Source organism: Silicimonas algicola, assembly GCF_003970735.1.
Taxonomy (GTDB): Bacteria; Pseudomonadota; Alphaproteobacteria; order Rhodobacterales; family Rhodobacteraceae; genus Silicimonas; species Silicimonas algicola.
In genome coordinates this window covers 3,712,985-3,730,078 of sequence record NZ_CP034588.1, presented here as the reverse complement: position 1 = coordinate 3,730,078, position 17,094 = coordinate 3,712,985, and the positions used below count along the sequence as shown (strand labels likewise).

19 protein-coding genes are annotated in these 17,094 nt (G+C 67.6%); 7 read left to right on the top strand and 12 right to left on the bottom strand.

Annotated features, from left to right (window positions below; genetic code table 11):
* Nucleotides 1–16 precede the first annotated feature (16 nt).
* From EF888_RS18395 to EF888_RS18375, 5 genes are all read right to left on the bottom strand, one after another.
* Nucleotides 17–1,639: an ABC transporter ATP-binding protein gene (locus EF888_RS18395; RefSeq protein WP_109759423.1), complete on the bottom strand. Its 1,623-nt coding sequence runs from the start codon at nucleotides 1,637–1,639 to the stop codon at nucleotides 17–19.
* Nucleotides 1,639–2,634: a BMP family lipoprotein gene (locus EF888_RS18390; protein ID WP_109759424.1), complete on the bottom strand. Its 996-nt coding sequence runs from the start codon at nucleotides 2,632–2,634 to the stop codon at nucleotides 1,639–1,641. The genes EF888_RS18395 and EF888_RS18390 overlap by 1 nt, the downstream gene beginning before the upstream one ends.
* Nucleotides 2,635–2,780: 146 nt before the next feature.
* Nucleotides 2,781–3,239 carry a GNAT family N-acetyltransferase gene (locus tag EF888_RS18385; RefSeq protein WP_241239734.1) on the bottom strand — a complete coding sequence of 153 codons (459 nt, stop codon included), beginning with the start codon at nucleotides 3,237–3,239 and terminating at the stop codon, nucleotides 2,781–2,783.
* A complete protein-coding gene (tsaB, locus tag EF888_RS18380; RefSeq protein ID WP_109759425.1) occupies nucleotides 3,236–3,817 on the bottom strand; it encodes a tRNA (adenosine(37)-N6)-threonylcarbamoyltransferase complex dimerization subunit type 1 TsaB in 582 nt (193 codons plus the stop codon). The genes EF888_RS18385 and tsaB overlap by 4 nt, the downstream gene beginning before the upstream one ends.
* The gene (locus EF888_RS18375; protein WP_109759426.1) at nucleotides 3,807–4,364 is read right to left on the bottom strand and encodes a NifU family protein; all 558 of its coding nucleotides are present in this window, start codon (nucleotides 4,362–4,364) and stop codon (nucleotides 3,807–3,809) included. The genes tsaB and EF888_RS18375 overlap by 11 nt, the downstream gene beginning before the upstream one ends.
* A gap of 152 nt (nucleotides 4,365–4,516) precedes the next feature.
* Here EF888_RS18375 and EF888_RS18370 point away from each other — a divergent pair, with 152 nt between their 5' ends.
* The gene (locus tag EF888_RS18370) at nucleotides 4,517–4,771 is read left to right on the top strand and encodes a hypothetical protein (protein WP_109759427.1); all 255 of its coding nucleotides are present in this window, start codon (nucleotides 4,517–4,519) and stop codon (nucleotides 4,769–4,771) included.
* A gap of 17 nt (nucleotides 4,772–4,788) precedes the next feature.
* Here the strand turns inward: EF888_RS18370 and EF888_RS18365 are convergent, their stop codons facing one another.
* From EF888_RS18365 to EF888_RS18340, 6 genes are all read right to left on the bottom strand, one after another.
* On the bottom strand, nucleotides 4,789–5,244 hold the full coding sequence (locus EF888_RS18365) for a universal stress protein (RefSeq protein ID WP_109759428.1): 456 nt from the start codon (nucleotides 5,242–5,244) through the stop codon (nucleotides 4,789–4,791).
* A gap of 51 nt (nucleotides 5,245–5,295) precedes the next feature.
* The gene (locus tag EF888_RS18360; RefSeq protein WP_109759429.1) at nucleotides 5,296–6,255 is read right to left on the bottom strand and encodes an ornithine cyclodeaminase family protein; all 960 of its coding nucleotides are present in this window, start codon (nucleotides 6,253–6,255) and stop codon (nucleotides 5,296–5,298) included.
* Entirely contained in the window at nucleotides 6,252–7,334 is a 1,083-nt protein-coding gene (locus tag EF888_RS18355) for a hypothetical protein (RefSeq protein WP_109759430.1), read from the bottom strand. Before EF888_RS18355 ends, EF888_RS18360 begins: the two co-directional genes overlap by 4 nt.
* Complete coding sequence (locus tag EF888_RS18350; RefSeq protein ID WP_109759431.1) at nucleotides 7,334–8,200, bottom strand: branched-chain amino acid aminotransferase; 867 nt, start codon at nucleotides 8,198–8,200, stop codon at nucleotides 7,334–7,336. The genes EF888_RS18355 and EF888_RS18350 overlap by 1 nt, the downstream gene beginning before the upstream one ends.
* A gap of 53 nt (nucleotides 8,201–8,253) precedes the next feature.
* Nucleotides 8,254–8,751: a VOC family protein gene (locus EF888_RS18345; protein ID WP_109759432.1), complete on the bottom strand. Its 498-nt coding sequence runs from the start codon at nucleotides 8,749–8,751 to the stop codon at nucleotides 8,254–8,256.
* A gap of 261 nt (nucleotides 8,752–9,012) precedes the next feature.
* Nucleotides 9,013–9,210 carry a SlyX family protein gene (locus tag EF888_RS18340; RefSeq protein ID WP_109759433.1) on the bottom strand — a complete coding sequence of 66 codons (198 nt, stop codon included), beginning with the start codon at nucleotides 9,208–9,210 and terminating at the stop codon, nucleotides 9,013–9,015.
* A 67-nt stretch (nucleotides 9,211–9,277) separates the two neighbouring features.
* Between EF888_RS18340 and hisS the strand changes: the two genes are divergently transcribed.
* The 4 genes from hisS (at nucleotide 9,278) to EF888_RS18320 (ending at nucleotide 13,139) form a co-directional block, all read left to right on the top strand.
* Nucleotides 9,278–10,903: a histidine--tRNA ligase gene (hisS, locus tag EF888_RS18335; RefSeq protein ID WP_109759434.1), complete on the top strand. Its 1,626-nt coding sequence runs from the start codon at nucleotides 9,278–9,280 to the stop codon at nucleotides 10,901–10,903.
* Entirely contained in the window at nucleotides 10,900–11,970 is a 1,071-nt protein-coding gene (locus EF888_RS18330) for an ATP phosphoribosyltransferase regulatory subunit (RefSeq protein WP_109759435.1), read from the top strand. Before hisS ends, EF888_RS18330 begins: the two co-directional genes overlap by 4 nt.
* The gene (gene hisG, locus EF888_RS18325; RefSeq protein WP_109759436.1) at nucleotides 11,967–12,659 is read left to right on the top strand and encodes an ATP phosphoribosyltransferase; all 693 of its coding nucleotides are present in this window, start codon (nucleotides 11,967–11,969) and stop codon (nucleotides 12,657–12,659) included. The genes EF888_RS18330 and hisG overlap by 4 nt, the downstream gene beginning before the upstream one ends.
* 99 nt (nucleotides 12,660–12,758) lie before the next feature.
* Nucleotides 12,759–13,139 carry a hypothetical protein gene (locus EF888_RS18320; protein ID WP_109759437.1) on the top strand — a complete coding sequence of 127 codons (381 nt, stop codon included), beginning with the start codon at nucleotides 12,759–12,761 and terminating at the stop codon, nucleotides 13,137–13,139.
* Nucleotides 13,140–13,320: 181 nt separating this feature from the next.
* Here the strand turns inward: EF888_RS18320 and EF888_RS18315 are convergent, their stop codons facing one another.
* Complete coding sequence (locus EF888_RS18315) at nucleotides 13,321–13,749, bottom strand: DUF1489 family protein (RefSeq protein ID WP_109759438.1); 429 nt, start codon at nucleotides 13,747–13,749, stop codon at nucleotides 13,321–13,323.
* 113 nt (nucleotides 13,750–13,862) lie between these two features.
* On the opposite strand from EF888_RS18315, the gene EF888_RS18310 reads away from it, so the two are divergent.
* Together EF888_RS18310 and EF888_RS18305 are read left to right on the top strand one after the other, a co-directional pair.
* Nucleotides 13,863–16,151, top strand: coding sequence for an adenosylcobalamin-dependent ribonucleoside-diphosphate reductase (locus tag EF888_RS18310; RefSeq protein ID WP_109759439.1), 2,289 nt, complete (start codon nucleotides 13,863–13,865; stop codon nucleotides 16,149–16,151).
* A complete protein-coding gene (locus tag EF888_RS18305; RefSeq protein ID WP_164721753.1) occupies nucleotides 16,142–17,005 on the top strand; it encodes a lipid A-modifier LpxR family protein in 864 nt (287 codons plus the stop codon). Before EF888_RS18310 ends, EF888_RS18305 begins: the two co-directional genes overlap by 10 nt.
* The last annotated feature ends 89 nt before the right edge of the window (nucleotides 17,006–17,094 follow it).

Genomic DNA, 17,094 nt, shown 5'->3' with positions numbered 1-17,094 from the left:
CCCTGCCGCCTGCGCATCATGCCTGCGTTCCGTTCCCGGTCACGAGACCGCTTGGCGGTCTGTGGACAGGCGCGCGGCCGGTGTCGGTGATCCCGGCCATCAGCATGCCAAGCTCTCGCTCGTCGGTCTCGGCAGGCAGACGCTCGCCCATGATGCGGCCGTCGAACATGACGGCGATGCGGTCGGACATCGACAGGATCTCATCCAGTTCGACCGAGACGAGGAGGATCGCCTTTCCCCGGTCGCGGAGCGCGATGATCTGCTGGTGGATGAATTCGATGGCGCCGATGTCGACGCCGCGCGTCGGCTGGCCGACAAGCAGAAGATCGGGGTCGCGTTCGATCTCGCGCGCCAGAACGATCTTCTGCTGGTTGCCGCCCGAGAAGTTCTTGGCCGCCAGCGCCGGGTTCGGCGGGCGCACGTCGAAGCGCTGCATCTTCTCTTGGGTGATGCGGCGGATGGCGGCGTTGTCCATGAACCAGGACGACTTCTGGTATTCCGGCGCGTTGTGATAGCCGAAGACCATGTTCTCCCAGGCGAAGAAGTCGAGGATCAGCCCTTCGCGGTGCCGGTCCTCGGGGACGTGGGCGATGCCGCGCGCGCGGCGGGACTGGCCGTCGGACCGGGAACCGGTCAGGTCGATGTCCTCGCCGTTGACGCGGACGGTTCCCGCCGCACGGCCATAGCCGCCGAGGACGTGCAGAAGCTCGGACTGTCCGTTGCCGGCCACGCCCGCGATCCCCAGAATCTCGCCGCCCCGGACGTGCAGGTCGACGCCCTTGACGCGCTCGACTCCGTCCTCGTCCACGATGCGCAGGTTTTCAACCTCGAGAACGCGGGCGTAGGGCTCGGCGGGCTTCTTGTCGACGCGGAGAAGGACCTTGCGGCCCACCATCAGCTCGGCCAGTTCCTCGGGCGAGGTTTCCTTCGTCTTGACGGTCGCCGTCATCTCGCCGCGCCGCATCACGCTGACGGTGTCGGTGATCTCCATGATCTCGCGCAGCTTGTGGGTGATCAGGATAATCGTCTTGCCCTGGTCCTTGAGGCCATTGAGGATGCGGAACAGGTGATCGGCCTCGGCGGGCGTCAGGACGCCCGTGGGCTCGTCCAGGATCAGGATGTCGGCCTGACGATAGAGCGCCTTCAGGATCTCGACGCGCTGCTGGTGGCCGACGGACAGCTCCTCGATCATCTCGTCCGGGTCGACGTTCAGTTCGTATTCGGCGGCGAGTTCGGACAGGAGTTTCCGCGCCTTGGCGAGCGAGGGCTTGAGAAGCGCGCCCTCCTCGGCGCCGAGGACCACGTTTTCCAGCACGGTGAAGTTCTCGACCAGCTTGAAGTGCTGGAAGACCATGCCGATGCCGGCGGCGATGGCAGCCTGGCTGTCGGGGATCTCGGTCTTGCGTCCCTGGATGAAGATCTCGCCCGCGTCGGCCTTGTAGAAGCCGTAGAGGATCGACATGAGGGTGGACTTGCCCGCGCCGTTCTCGCCGATGATGCCGTGGATCGTGCCTGGCATCACGCGGATGGAAATGTCCTTGTTGGCCTGGACCGGACCGAAGGCCTTGGAAATACCTTTCAGTTCAATGGCCGGGGCGGCCGTGTCCGGCCGCCCCGCATTTTCCGCGCCATCGCGCATCAGAAGTCGATCGCGGGGCAGCTGTCGTCCGACATGTAGTCGTGAACCTGGACCTCGCCCGAGACGATCTTGGCCTTCGCGTCCTCGACCGCCGCCGTCATCTCGTCGGTGATGAGCGAGGCGTTGTTGTCGTCGACGGCATAGCCCACGCCGTCGTCGGCGAGGCCCAGAACCTGGATGCCCGTCTCCATCTCGGGGCCCTGCGAGAAGGCTTCGTAGACGGCGTTGTCGACGCGCTTGAGCATCGAGGTCAGGACTTCGCCCGGATGCAGGTAGTTCTGGTTCGAGTCGACGCCGATCGACAGGATGTCGGCGTCCGCTGCCGCCTGGAGGACGCCCACGCCGGTGCCGCCGGCCGCCGCATAGACCACGTCCGCGCCCTGGCTGATCTGCGCCTTGGTCAACTCGCCGCCCTTCACGGGGTCGTTCCACGCGGCGGGCGTGGTGCCGGTCATGTTGGCGACGACCGTGGCATCGGGGTTCACGGCCTTCACGCCCTGGGCATAGCCGCAGGCGAACTTGCGGATCAGCGGAATGTCCATGCCGCCGATGAAGCCCACGGTGCCGGTTTCCGACGCCATAGCGGCCAGCATGCCGACGAGGTAGGAGCCTTCATGCTCGTTGAACACGACCGAACGGACGTTCGGCGCGTCGACGACCATGTCGATGATCGCGAAAGTCGTGTCGGGATAGTCGGGGGCGACCTCGCCCAGCACCGACCCGAAGGCGAAGCCAGTCATCACGACGGGGTTCGCGCCCGCCTCGGCAAAGCGGCGGAGCGCCTGCTCGCGCTGCGCTTCCGAGGTCAGCTCGATCTCGCGGAAGGTGTTGCCGGTCTCTTCGGCCCACTTCTGGGCTCCGTTAAAGGCGGCCTCGTTGAACGACTTGTCGAACTTGCCGCCCAGGTCGAAGATCAGCGCGGGCTCGGCCAGCGCGGCGCCCGACGTCAGCGCCAGCGCCGCGGCGCCGCCAAGAAATTTGTTGAGGATGGTCATGGTCGTCTCCCAGTTGCGGACCTGGGCGCGGATCGCGGGCAGAACCCCCCGGCGCCCTTATTGATGACGGATTAAGGCCGCAGAGCCCGTAAGGCGTCAATAGGAGTCTTGACCATCTGGTCGAAATGCGCGGCCGCGACGCAAGGTCATGCAGGGGCGAGGGTTTTGCTCATCAGGATGGCGTCGATCCGGCCCGATGCGGCGCGGTAATAGGCACGCCTGACACCGTCCTCGGACCACCCCGCGCGGGCGTAGAGCGCGCGTGCCGGTGCGTTGGTCGCGGCGACTTCGAGGAAGGCGCGGGAAGCGGAGCGGCCGCGGGCGGCGGCCTCGAAGGCGGCGAGCGTTTCAGCGCCGAGGCCCCGGCGGCGGACGTCCCGGTGAACGGCGATGGTGAGAAGCTCGGCCTCATCCAGAGCAACCCTGCCGAGGGCGAAGGCGAGGGGCTCTGCCCCTCGCGCTCCCCGGGATATTTCGGGACCGATGAAAGGCTGTGCCAGGAAGACTGCCGGATCGGCGAGAAGGTCCGCGAAGTCCTTCTCCGACCAGGGCGCGGGCACCTCCATCGCGGCGGCGTGGATCGCGGCGAGGGCGGCGGGCGTCACGGCAGGATGACGGGCGGCGGATCCGAGGCCGGGGCCGCGTCGGCGGGGCGGATGTAGAGGGGAGCGGGGCGGGGGATGTCGGTGGAGACCGAGAGGCGGCGGGCGGCGAGGCGGGCGATGATCCCGGCCGGGTTTCCGTTCAGCGGGAGCGGCCGTTCCGCCGCTTCGGCTTCTGCGAGGATCGGCGCACCGCCGTGCGTGAAATCCTTCAGGTAGACTTGCCCGCGCGGGGCCGGAAGCGCCACGGTCGAGAGTCCCGCGACCTCGCGGACCACGTCGAACCCGTCGACGCCGATTGCAGGGATGCCGAGCGAGAGCGAAAGCCCGCGCGCGGCCGAGACCGCAATGCGGATGCCGGTGAAGTTGCCCGGCCCGGTCCCGACCGCGACGGCGTCGAGATCGGACCACGCCGCGTCAGCCTGGGCCAGCACTTCCTCCAGCATCGGGAACAGCCGCTCGGCCTGACCCTTGCCCATCTCCTCGAGCCGTTCGGCTAAGATCCGGCCGCCCATCAGCAAAGCGGCCGCGCAGTGCGCGGCCGATGTGTCGAAAGCGAGGATCGTCGGTTCAGACGGCAACCGGCCTGACCTCGACCACTTCGGGGATGTAGTGTCGCAGCAGGTTCTCGATCCCCATCTTCAGCGTCAGGGTCGAGGACGGGCAGCCCGCGCAGGCGCCCTGCATGTGCAGGTAGACGATGCCGCGGTCGAAGCCGTGGAACACGATGTCGCCCCCGTCCTGCGCCACGGCGGGACGCACGCGGGTGTCGAGGAGTTCCTTGATCTGGCTGACGATCTCGCCGTCCTCGCCGTCATGCTCGGCATGGGCCGCCGCCGCCTCGCCCTCGATGGCGGGCTGGCCGGACTGGAAGTGCTCCATGATCGCGCCCAGGATCGGGGCCTTGACCACGTCCCATTCCGTCGCTTCGGCCTTGGTCACGGTGACGAAGTCGGTGCCCAGGAACACGCCCGTCACGCCTTCGACCGCGAAGATGCGGCTGGCGAGCGGCGATTTGCCGGCAGTGCCCGCCGAGGGGAAATCCGCGGTGCCCGCTCCCAGCACGGACTGGCCGGGCAGGAATTTCAGGGTCGCGGGGTTCGGCGTGGACTCGGTCTGGATGAACATCGGCTTTCTCCGGGTTGGACAAGATATATGCGCCCCGTACCCTGGAGTGTCAATGGATTGGAACGGTTCTAAAGTGCCCCTACGCCGGTCATCGACGTCTTGAAATGACTACGTATAGAACTTGGGCAGTCGGGACGGAGGGGTACGCGAGGATGGACGAGGATGTGCAGGCGCTCAAGAAGCGGCTTGAGACCAAGATTCGAGAAAACGCGAGTGACTTGAAAGAGTTCACCCGAGAAAGAACCGATCAGGCGATGCTTGAGCTAAGATCCGAGATCGGGCGCGTGGATATGAGGATCTCGGGACTCGAAAGGCTTCTTTGGAACCGTTTCGCGACCTTTCTCGCAGGAGCGGTCTTCGGCGTCGCGGTTTCGGCCATCGGGCTTTTGGCCATCAAGGCCCTTTAGTCTGAAGGTCTAACGCCTCAGCTCACCGCTTCAAGCCGCTCCTTCGACAACTCCCCCGGCACTATGGTCAGCGGCACGGGCAGCGAGCCGAAGCTGCGCGAGAGCGCCTGCACGATGGGACCCGGCCCGCCCTTCTCGGCGGAGGCTCCGAGGACGAGGACGCCGATGTCGCCGTCCTCCTCGATCTGGGCGAGGATCTCCGGCACCGGGTCGCCTTCGCGGATCACCAGCTCGGGGTCGACGTTCTGGCGGTCGCGCATCCACTTTGCGAAGACCTCGAAGTGGACGTGGATCCGCTCGCGGGCTTCTTCCCGCATGATCTCGCCCACCCCGATCCAGTGCTGGAACTCCTCTGGCGGGATGACGGCGAGGATCTGGACGCTGCCGGCCGTGCGTGCGGCGCGCATGGCGGCGAAGCGCATGGCGTTCAGGCACTCGCGGCTGTCGTCGAGGATGACGAGGAACTTGCGCATCTCACTCTCTTTCGCGGCGGCGATGATGCTGACTTCGCGCGGGGCTGTCCATCACCGCGTGCCGATCGGCGTTCCGGCGCCTGTCGCCTCGGCGCGGGCCAGCGCGAGGGCGGCGGCGGCATAGTCGCCAAGGGCGATGCCTCGGAAGGCGAAGGCGCGGGGGCCGGTTGGGCCAGGCTCGATCTCACCGCCGACCAGGCCGGTCAGGTCGCCCGAAACGAGGTCGGCGGGCAGCATCGGCCGCTCGGCCGTGCGTTCCTGCACGAGGTCGTCGACGACGACGGTAGAGAAGGCCGACAGGCTGTCCTGCGTCCAGGGAATGCAGAGGTCGGTGATGGCGGCGAAGGCATTGGGCTTGAGGAGCCGAGCGTCGAGGAAGGGCGCGATGGTGTAGTCGAGCGTGACCGAAGTCACGACGATGTCGGCCTCGGTCAGGGCCTCGTCCGGGGTCGCCGCCTGCGCGTCGAGACCACGCTGCCGCGCTGCGTCCAGAAGCGCCTCGCGGTTCGCCTCGCCCCGCCCGCAGGCCAGCACCCGGCGCAGGGGATAGGCGTCCGCGACGGCGGCGAGGTGGCTGTGAGCCTGCACGCCGCAGCCGACGAAGGCCAGGGTCGCGCTGTCGGGATCGGCCAGCCTGCGCGCCGCGACGGCCGAGAGGGCGGCGGTGCGGTGCGCGGTGATCCAGTTCGCCCCCATGACCGCCAGCAGAAGGCCGGTGCGCGCGTCGAGTACGAGGATCGCGCCGTTGATCGCGGGCAGGCCTTTCGCGGGATTGTCGGGGCAGACGGCGACCGTCTTCAGCACCGTCAGGTCCTCGTCGTTGCCGACCGCGAGCGTCGACATCATGTAGCGTCCCTCGCCAGGCAGAAGCGAGGACTTGGGCGTGACGTGCAGCCGTCCGGCGGCCTTGCCGCGAAGCGCGGCCTCGATGGCGTCCGCGATCTCGCGCGGGGCGATGCCAAGCCCGTCGAGCGTCTCGTCGGACAGGTAGCGGATCGGTTTGTCGGTCATCGTCGCGCCTCCCTTCGGCTCTGCGAGGGTGGCTGAGGCCGGCCGCGCTGTCCACCTCGCGCGGGGCGAAGAAAGCGCCGGAGCAGCCAGATCGCGAAGGACACCACCTGACCCGCCAGCGCGGCCAGAAGGGCGGCGGCGAGGATCGTCATGTCGGCGAGGCGCGTCGTGAGGCGGACGAGGCGGGCCTTGCCGAGGACGGCGAGCGTGGCGCGGGTCTCGTCGCCGGTCGCGTTCGCCACGCGGGCGAGGCGCGCGAGATCGTCGGCGCTCTCGGCCCGGCGGACGACGGCGAAGGCGTCGCCGAGGGGCATGGCGTCGGTCAGACGGCCCACGTCCGAGGCGACGCCCGACAGGCGCGCGGCGGCGGCGGGCTCGACGAGAAGCGCCAGCTTGCGCGTCCGCATCGCCTCGCCGGCGCGGTCCAGCCTGAGCGCGTCCGAGGCGAGGGTCGCGACCTCGTCCGTCAGGCGGGGCGGCAAGGCCCCGACCTTCCGGCCCACGCGCAGAACCGTGGCGCCGCCCTTCACCGACGCACTGGAGCCGCCGCTGACCAGGATCGCGGCCGTCGCCCCCAGGCCGACGACGCCAAGGCCAAGGTCGACGCGGTCGATGGCGCGATCCTCGAGATAGGCGTCGACCGCGCGCCACACCGCCTTGGCGTCGCCCACAGGCGTCAGCTCCAGGGGCAGGTTGCAGGCGGCGACACGGGTCAGGTCTGGACACTCAGCGGGATCGACGGCGCAGGAGAGGCAGGCGGACCAGCCCTCCGCCACCTCGACCGCCGCCTCGACCTCGGCCCGAAGGAACGGCATGACCGCAACGCCGCGACGGTCGGCGAGTGCCAGGATGGCCGCGGCCTCGTCGGCCTCGCCCTCGGCCAGAGCCGCGCGCAGCCGCGCCTCGACGGTGCGCATGTCCATGTTGCGGGTCAAGGCTGCCTCGACGGCGACCTTCACCTGCGCTTCGGTCCTCTCGACATAGGGCGCCGCGAAGGGCGACTGCGACAGGGTCCAACCAGAAGCGATAAACGTGACGGCGGCGGCGAGGCCAAGGATGGCCCGCGCCAGCGCGCGCATCAGGGACGCTCCGACAGCGCCCAATCCCAGTACATCTCGCGCACGCGCCGGGTGACGGGGCCGACCTGATAATGCGTGCCGTCGAATTCGATCACCGGCGTGACCTTGTTCATGTTGCCCGACAGGAAGACCTCGTCCGCGTCGCGCAGGTCGTCGAAGGTCAGCACGGCCTCGCGCACCGGCGTCCCATCGGCGGCGAGGTTCGTCATGTGGCGGGCGCGGGTGATTCCGGCGAGGAAGGTGCCGTTCGGGATCGGCGTCAGGACCTCGCCGTCCTTCACCAGGAAGACGTTCGCGGTGGCGCTTTCGGCGAGGTTGCCCATGGCGTCGGCGACCATGGCGTTCTGGAAGCCCTTGGCGCGCACTTCGGTCAGCATCCGCGCGTTGTTCGGGTAAAGGCAACCGGCCTTCGCGTTGACCACCGCCGACTCGAGGACCGGACGCCGGAATCGCGTCGTCGTGGTGCGTGTCGTCGCCTCGGCGGGTGCAAGCGGCACCTCTTCGAGGCAGAGCGCGAAACCTGTGCGCTCTGGCCCCGGCACGATGGCGGTGATGTCGCCGTCGATGCCCCAGTACATCGGGCGGATGTAGACCGGGCCGGACCAGTCGAAGCCCGTCAGCCCCTCCCAGGCGAGCGCCGCGATCTCCTCGTCGGTCTTCGTCGGCGTGAGCATCAGCGCGCGGGCCGAGGCGTTGACGCGCCGGCAATGCGCGAGAAGGTCGGGCGCCACGCCCTCGAAGTACCGCGCGCCGTCGAAGACCGAGGAGCCGAGCCACGCGCCGTGGTCGGCGGCCCGCATCACCGCCGTGTCGCCGTCGTGCCAGCGGCCTTCGAACCAGGTGCGGATTGTCTTGCTGATCGCCATGCCCGTTCCTCCGTCGGCCAGCCTATTGGGGCCGGCCGCGCGGGTCCAGAGCCTCAGACGGTGGCGGCCTCGCCTTCCGCGATCAGGGCGGGCACGTCGAAGGGCGCGTTGAACATCTCGAGTTCACCCGCCGCGTCGCGCGGCCAGTCCTCGCGAGGGCGGTCCCAATACAGCTCGATACCGTTGCCGTCGGGATCGTCCAGGTAGACCGCCAGGCTGACGCCGTGGTCCGCCGCGCCAGTGATGGGCACACCCTTCGCCACGACGTTGCCGACAGCACGGCCAAGCGACGGGCGGTCGGGGAACAGGAAAGCGACGTGATACAGACCGGGCGCACGGCGCGGAGCGGGCGGGGCGCCGAGGCTTTCCCAGGTGTTCAGGCCAAGATGGTGGTGATAGCCGCCCGCCGACAGGAAGGCCGCCTGCCGCCCGTAGCGCTGCACGAGGTCGAGCCCGATCACCTCGCGATAAAAGGCCACGGAGCGTTCCAGGTCGGTCACCTTGAGGTGGACGTGCCCGACGCTGAGGCCGGGCGAGGCTTGATAGGTCATAGGATGTCTCCTTTGACCAGAACCTACGCCGTAGGGTCCGCGCACGGTAGAGCGATATCTGCAAAGCGACTGTGCGAAAATGTCGCCCGGTCGCGGTCTCGCGCCGGGGGACCAGACGCGCCTCGGGCAGCGCATGTCGAAGCCGGCCTCGCGATCACCGCAGGTGCGGTCGGGACGTAGGTGTGGCCAGCCAAAGCGGGTCGGGGAACCCGTGCCGCGACCCTAGGCGCGGCGTGCAACGATTCCGTGACGGCTGGCGGCTCAGTAGTGCGGTGGCCGCTCGTCTCTCAGGATCACGCCGCCCGTGCCTTCGGACTCGCGCATCGCCTCGCGGTCCATCAGGCGGCGCACGCGCTCGGTCAGCCGCTCGATCTCGCGTCCCTGGGTCGCCACGACGTCGCTCAGGTCCTCGGCCAGCCGCTCGAGATGGGCCAGCCTTTCTTCGATCCTCTCGGTCATCCGGTCCTCCTTGCCCCCTCGCGGGACACGGGCTAAACCCCCGCGCGACCCGACCCGAGGAAGGTGCATGGCCAAGGAGAAGAAAGCCCCGCGCCCCAAGGCGGAAACGCCGAAGGGGTTCCGCGACTATTTCGGTCCGGACGTCGCCGAACGCAAGGCGATGCTCGATGCCATCGCGCGGGTCTACCACCTCTATGGGTTCGAGGCGCTGGAAAGCTCCGCCGTCGAGACGGTCGAGGCCCTGGGCAAGTTCCTCCCCGACGTCGACCGCCCCAACGAGGGCGTCTTCGCCTGGCAGGAGGACGCCGAGGGCGAAAAGCCCGGCGACTGGCTGGCGCTGCGCTATGACCTGACGGCGCCCTTGGCGCGCGTCTACGCCCAGCACCGGAACGAGTTGCCGACGCCGTATAGGCGGTTCGCGATGGGACCCGTCTGGCGGAACGAGAAGCCGGGGCCGGGACGCTTCCGGCAGTTCTACCAGTGCGACGCGGATACGGTGGGGACGGCGTCGGTCGCGGCGGATGCCGAGATCTGCATGATGCTGGCCGATGCGCTGGAGGCGGTGGGCATCGAGCGCGGGGACTACGTCATCCGGGTGAACAACCGGAAGGTGCTAAACGGGGTGCTGGAGGTGGCGGGGCTGCCCGACACCGAGGCGCACCATGCTGCACGCGGTATCGTTCTGCGCGCCATCGACAAGCTGGACCGTCTGGGGCCGGAGGGCGTGCGGGCGTTGCTCGGAGAAGGGCGGAAGGACGAAAGCGGCGACTACACTAAGGGCGCGGGTCTCTCCAAAGCCCAGATTGAGGTTCTCTTAAGTTTCGCAACCGCTCCCACCTTGGTTCAGAATGAAATCACGAGGCAGATCGCGCTCAGTGAGAAGACACGTGGAGTCCAAGACGGTCGTATTCGCGCATTTGAAAACAAGCAGGGTGAAATATTCGAAGCTTCCGAGATTGGACCAGAATACTATCCGTACGTTTTTACTATTCAGCACCTGAGGAGACTCGTTGCGGAGTCTGAAGTTGGCACGGAGGGAGTAGAAGAGCTTGTTGCTTTGGCAAACCTTACAAGAGCCAACAAGTACGGCCCCGACCGCATCGTCATCGACCCCTCCGTCGTGCGCGGCCTCGGCTACTACACCGGCCCCGTGTTCGAGGCCGAGCTGACCTTCGAGATCACCGACGAGAAGGGCAACCCGCGCCAGTTCGGCTCGGTCGCGGGCGGTGGGCGCTATGATGACCTCGTCAAGCGCTTCACCGGCCAGGAAGTCCCCGCCACCGGCATCTCCATCGGCGTCGACCGCCTTCTCGCCGCCCTCCGCGCCAAGGGCCGCAGCCAGTCCGATACCACCGGCCCCGTCGTCGTCACCGTCATGGACCGCGACCGCATGGCCGACTACCAGGCGATGGCCTCCGAACTGCGACAGGCGGGTATCCGCGCCGAGGTCTACCTCGGCAATCCCAAGAACTTCGGCAACCAGCTCAAGTACGCCGACAAGCGCGGCTCGCCCGTCGCGATCATCCAGGGCGGGGACGAGCACGCGAAAGGCGTCGTGCAGGTCAAGGACCTGATCCTCGGCGCGAAGATCGCCGAGACCGCGACGCACGAGGAATGGAAGGACCAGCCGGCGCAATTCGAGTGCAAGCGCGAGGACATGGTCGCCCGCGTCCACGAGATCCTGTCGAGGTGAGCCGCAAGGCCGCCATCAAGGCCGAGGCCGACCGCCTGCGCGGCACCTTCGAGGCACGCGGCGCCGAGGTGTTCGAGACCGACGTCCTGCAACCCGCCGGCGCGCTTCTGGACCTTTACGGCGAGGACATCCGCGCCCGCGCCTTCGTCACCCACGATCCCTTGCGCGGCGAGATGATGCTGCGCCCCGACTTCACCATCCCCCTCGTCCAGCGCCACATGCGCGAGGGCCGGGGGCAGGGCCGCTATACCTACGCGGGCGAGGTGTTCCGCCGGCAGGAGGACGACCCGGACCGTGCGTCCGAATACTTCCAGGTCGGGTTCGAGCTGTTCGACGGGCAGGGTCCGGCCCAGACCGACGCCGAGGTCTTCGCCACCTTCGCCGAGATCCTGCTGCCGCTCGGCCTCAAGGCCGCGATGGGCGACATCGGCCTTCTCCGCGCCGCCGTCGAAGGGCTGCCGACCAGCGCCGCGCGAAAGGCGGCCCTTCTTCACCATCTCTGGCGCCCCCGCCGCTTCCGGTCGCTTCTCGGCCGCTACGCGAAACCGGGCGAAGACCGCGCGATCCTGCAATCCTCCGACCCGCTCGCCGGCAAGGTCGAGGTCGGGCTACGCACCGCCGAGGAGATCCTCGCCCGCCTCCACCATCTTCGCGACGACCGCGAGGTGCCGCCCCTGCCGCGCGACGAGATCGCCCTGGTCGACGCCCTTCTCGCCGTGCGCGGCAAGGCCCACGACGCGGTCTCGCAGCTTCGCGACCTCGCCATCGACCTGCCGTCCATCGGCGCGGCCGTCGACCGGCTGACCGACCGCTTCGACGCGCTGGAGGGCCGCGGCGTCGACCTCCGTCGGCTGGATTTCGAAGCCGCCTACGGACGCACGACGCTGGAATACTACGACGGCTTCGTCTTCGGCTTCTACGCCGAGGGCCGCCCCGGCCTGCCGCCCGTCGCTTCCGGAGGCCGCTACGACGCGCTGACCCGCGCCATCGGCGGGGGCGATGGCGTACCGGCCGTCGGCGGCGTGATCCGCCCGGGCCTTCTCATCGACCTGGGGATGGCCGCATGACCCTGCGTCTGGGAGTGCCCTCGAAGGGCCGCCTGATGGAAAAGACCTTCGCCTGGTTCGGCGCGCGAGGCGTCGACCTGGCGCTGTCGGGCCACGCCCGCGAATACGCCGGAGCCGTCGAGGGCGTCGACGGCGTCGAACTGGTCATGGTCTCGGCCGGCGAGGTGCCGCGCGAGCTTGAGGCGGGGCGCATCCACCTGGGCGTCACCGGCATCGACATGGTGCGCGAGAAGATCGCGCGGTGGGAGGACAAGGTGCGTCAGGTCGCCAGCCTCGGCTTCGGCGGCGCGGATCTGGTGATCGCGGTCCCGGACTGCTGGGTGGACGTCGCCACGCTGGACGACCTCGACCAGGTGGCGACCCTGTTCCGCGCCGCCCACGGCCACCGCCTGCGGATCGCGACCAAGTATCACCGCGTGATCCGCGACTTCCTTCGCGAACAGGGCGTGGGAGACTACCAGCTCGTCGACAGCCAGGGCGCGACCGAGGGCACCGTCAAGAACCTGACGGCCGAGGCCATCGCCGACATCACCTCGACCGGCGAGACGCTGCGCGCCAACCACCTCCGCGTGCTCGAGGACGGTCTCGTCCTGCGCTCGCAGGCGGCTCTCTTCAAGACCCGCGCCGAGACCTGGACCCCCACCGCCCGCGACGCCTGGGCCGCGCTGTCGAAGCGGTTGGGGGTCTGATTTCGGATTTCGGTGGAGGTTCGCTAGCGGGCTCTCAGTTTTCGGTGACCTGAGTACCTAGGAATGGGAATGAAAATCCCGGAGCAGGATTTCTGACCGATGACAGACCTAACCAATGAAAAGATTGGACAGGACATGGTTGAGAACGTCCTCAATCGCGTCATGCGACAGTACGCTCGTCTCCTGTTCGACCCCACGTTCTCCCTAAGGAAGAACGAACTTCTCGGATCGATGATAGAGGACATTCCTGAAGAAAGCCGAGAAGCGGTAGCCAAGCTTCTCGATCATTGCTGCATAACAACGATGCATGCGCTTCTTAATTTCATAACTAAGCATAATGGCGACGAAGACCAAGTCTATGCATTCGATTTAAGCATAGAACATGGCGGGGGTGTGAGCTCGCTTTTAGACTTTTCGGATGACCCCGGAGCGGATCTGGTAATGGAGGACGGCTGGGCCGAAAAGTACAAGAAGTACTGATTGCTTTCGCTGCATGGTCCGCTCGCTCGCAGGCGGCTCTCTTCAAGACCCGCGCCGAGACATGGACCCCCGCCGCCCGCGAGGCGTGGGTAGTCCTATCGAAGCGGTTGAGGGTCTGAAGCTTCTTCTTGGCGAAAATACTCCGGGGGTGAGGCGCGCAGCGCCGAGGGGGCAGCGCCCCCTACCTGATCCCGATCTCGGACAGCGCCGCCATCAGCATCGGCGGCAGGTCGTCGTTGGCCCGTCCGCGCGGCAGATCGCGTGGGGCGGCCTCGGTTTCCAGGTAGCGCCAGCCCTGGAACGGACGCTTCGGCATCGCCTCGGTGCGGACCACCTCGGGGTTCAGCACCAGCCCGCAGCGGCGGATGCCGTCGCCCCGGTCGACCTCGTCCAGACGCAGGATCGCCTGCCGCGCCAGGACCACGCCCTTGAACACCCAATAGAGCGAGCCGCCGCGCAGGATCTCCTCCTCGCGCTTCGGCCACATCCGCGTGACATGACGTGGCAGCCCGTCCGGACCCTTGGCCCGTGCGGTCTTCTGCCAGTCGGTCAGGTCGGAGACCGTTTCGGCGCCGACACAGAGCTTGATGAGATTGAGGTGTTTATCCACAGAGTCGTCCACAAGTCGCACTGGATATCGTAGCTTACACTGGGCCACCTGCAACCGGTTGTGCAGGGAAGGCGCAAAAGCTAGATTGGTCTCCCTAGCCTGAAGGACTCGCCATGACCCGTTTCGCCGCGCCTATCGCCGAACAGATATGGGACATGAAGTACCGTCTCAAGGATGCCGCGGGCTCAGCTCTCGACGGCACGATCGAGGACACCTGGCGCCGCATCGCCCGGTCGCTGGCCGCGAACGAGGCCGAGCCCGCCGCATGGGAAGACCGCTTCTACGAAGCGCTCGAGGATTTCCGCTTCCTTCCCGCCGGCCGCATCGTCGCGGGGGCAGGGACGGGCCGCACGGTGACGCTGTTCAACTGCTTCGTCATGGGCACGATCCCCGACAGCCTCGAGGGCATCTTCCAAGGCCTCAAGGAAGCCGCCCTGACGATGCAGCAGGGCGGGGGGATCGGCTACGACTTCTCGACAATCCGCCCCAAGGGCGCCGACGTGAAGGGTGTCGCCGCCGACGCCTCTGGGCCGCTATCGTTCATGGACGTCTGGGACGCGATGTGCCGCACGATCATGTCGGCCGGCGCGCGGCGGGGCGCGATGATGGCGACGATGCGCTGCGACCACCCCGACATCGAGGCCTTCATCGCGGCCAAGTCCGACGCCTCGCGCCTGCGCAACTTCAACGTCAGCGTGCTGGTGACGGACGCCTTCATGGACGCGGTGAAGGCCGACGGCCCCTGGGACCTCGTGTTCGACGGCAAGGTCTACCGCACGACACAGGCGCGCGACCTCTGGAACCGCATCATGCGCGCCACCTACGATTACGCCGAGCCGGGCGTGATCTTCATCGACCGCATCAACGCGATGAACAACCTGGCCTATGCCGAGACCATCGCGGCGACGAACCCCTGCGGCGAGCAGCCCCTGCCGCCCTATGGCGCCTGCCTTCTCGGCTCGATCAACCTCGCACGGTTGGTGCGCGACCCCTTCGGCGAGGGCGCCGCGCTGGACGAGGACGAACTCGCCGACCTCGTGGCGACCGCCGTCCGGATGATGGACAACGTCGTCGACGCCTCGCGCTTCCCGCTGCCGCAACAGGCCGAGGAGGCGCGGAACAAGCGCCGCATCGGCCTTGGCGTCACCGGACTCGCCGACGCGCTGCTCATGGTCGGTGCGCGCTATGGCTCGGACGAGGCGGCGGCGCTGACCGAGCGCTGGCTCCATGCCATCGCGCGGGCATCCTACCTCGCCTCGACCGACCTTGCCGCCGAGAAGGGCGCGTTCCCGCTGTTCGATGCCGAGGCCTATCTCGACAGCGGGTCGCTGAAGACGATGGACGAGGACGTGCGCGCCGCGATACGCGAAAAGGGCATCCGCAACGCGCTTCTGACCTCCATCGCCCCCACGGGCACGATCAGCCTTCTGGCGGGCAACGTCTCGTCGGGAATCGAGCCCGTCTTCGCCTTCGTCTACACCCGCAAGGTGCTCCAGCGCGACGGGTCGCGGACCGAGGAGGAGGTCGTCGACTATGCCGTCCAGATGTGGCGCGACCTGAAGGGCGAGGCGCCCTTGCCCGAGCATTTCGTCAACGCCCAGACCCTGTCGCCCTCGGATCACGTCCGGATGCAGGCAGCGGCGCAGAAGTGGGTGGATTCCTCGATCTCGAAGACGATCAACTGCCCCGAGGACATCTCGTTCGAGGCGTTCAAGGACGTCTACATGCTGGCCTGGGACACCGGCTGCAAGGGCTGCACGACCTACCGCCCGAACGCAGTGACCGGCAGCGTTCTGAGCGTCGAGGAGGAGCAGCCCAAGACGCCCGAGGTCGTGTCGGCCTCGCTGGCCGAACCTCCCGTTCCCCACGGAGACGTCATCTACATCACCGAGCCTCTGAACCGGCCCGCGGCGCTGGAAGGAAACACCTACAAGCTCAAGTGGCCCGACAGCGAGCACGCGATCTACATCACCATCAACGACATCGTCCACGCCGGGCGGCGCCAGCCCTTCGAGGTCTTCATCAACTCGAAGAACATGGAGCATTTCGCCTGGACGGTCGCCCTGACGCGGATGATCTCGGCAGTGTTCCGGCGCGGCGGCGACGTGTCCTTCGTCGTCGAGGAGCTGAAAGCCGTCTTCGATCCGCGCGGCGGCGCCTGGATGAACGGCAAGTACGTCCCCTCGATCCTCGCCGCCATCGGGGGCGTGATCGAGCGGCACATGATCTCGATCGGCTTCATCGCGGGCGAGGGGCTGGGGCTCAAGTCCGATCCGAAGGCTCAGGTGGTGAACCTGACCGCCGGGCGTGGACCGGCCTGTCCGAATTGCGGCCAGTACGGGATGCAGATGATCGAGGGCTGCATGACCTGCCCGTCCTGCGGACACTCGAAGTGCGGCTGAGAGCGGCCTTTGCCGCGCTCGTCCTTTCTTGCGCGACCCCGGCCCCCGCCGAGGTCATCGGCACGTCGCTTGCGGTCTCGAACGACAGCCAGGGGGTCTACGACCGCTGGCAAAGCAACTCGGTCCAGGCCGGCGTCTTCACGCGGCAGGGGGGCGGGCCGATCCTCGAATACCGCTTCCGCTCGGACATCCTGTCGCCCGAGCTGAAAACGCCCGTCGATCCGGACGACCGGCGGCATGCGGGCGTACTGTCCTTCGGCCTCCACGCCTACCGCGATCTCGGTGCGGCCGACCTGCGCTTTGGCGGCGATATCGTGGCGGTCGGCCCGGATACGGGCATTCTCGAACTTCAGAAGAAGATCCACGAGATCTTCGGCTATCCCATCCCCGACTACGACGGCTTCGAGATCGAGGACGCCCTGCGCCCGCAATTCTCAGCCGAGATGGGCCGCAGCTTCGCGTGGCATCAGCTGTCGGCTCGCCCTTTTGCCGAAGCGATCCTGGGACCCGAGGACATGCTGCGGGCGGGTATCGACCTTGCGTGGTCGCCGTCTCCCGGCGCGGGGCCTATGGCGCGTATGGGCTCGACCGGCCACCGGCTGCCGACCGTCGACGGCGGGCGTGGGTTCAGTGTGCAGATCGGTGCCGACGTGGCGAAGGTCACAGACAGCCTCTACCTGCCGGAAAGCCTGGGTTATGAGTTGACGCCGCTTCGCCGCCGCGTCCGCGCGGGCCTGGGCTGGCAAGGGGAACGGTTCTCGGTTTTCGGCGGTGTCGCGTGGCTCGACCGCGAATTCGAGGCCCAGCCCGAGGGCCAGGCCGTTGGTATGTTGCATCTCGGTCTCACCTTCTGACCTGCCCGCATTGAACGCCGCTCAAATCGATTGCGTTGATCCTTGACCTCGTTAACCATTTAACAAAGGGCGCAAAGTCCCTGAAAAAA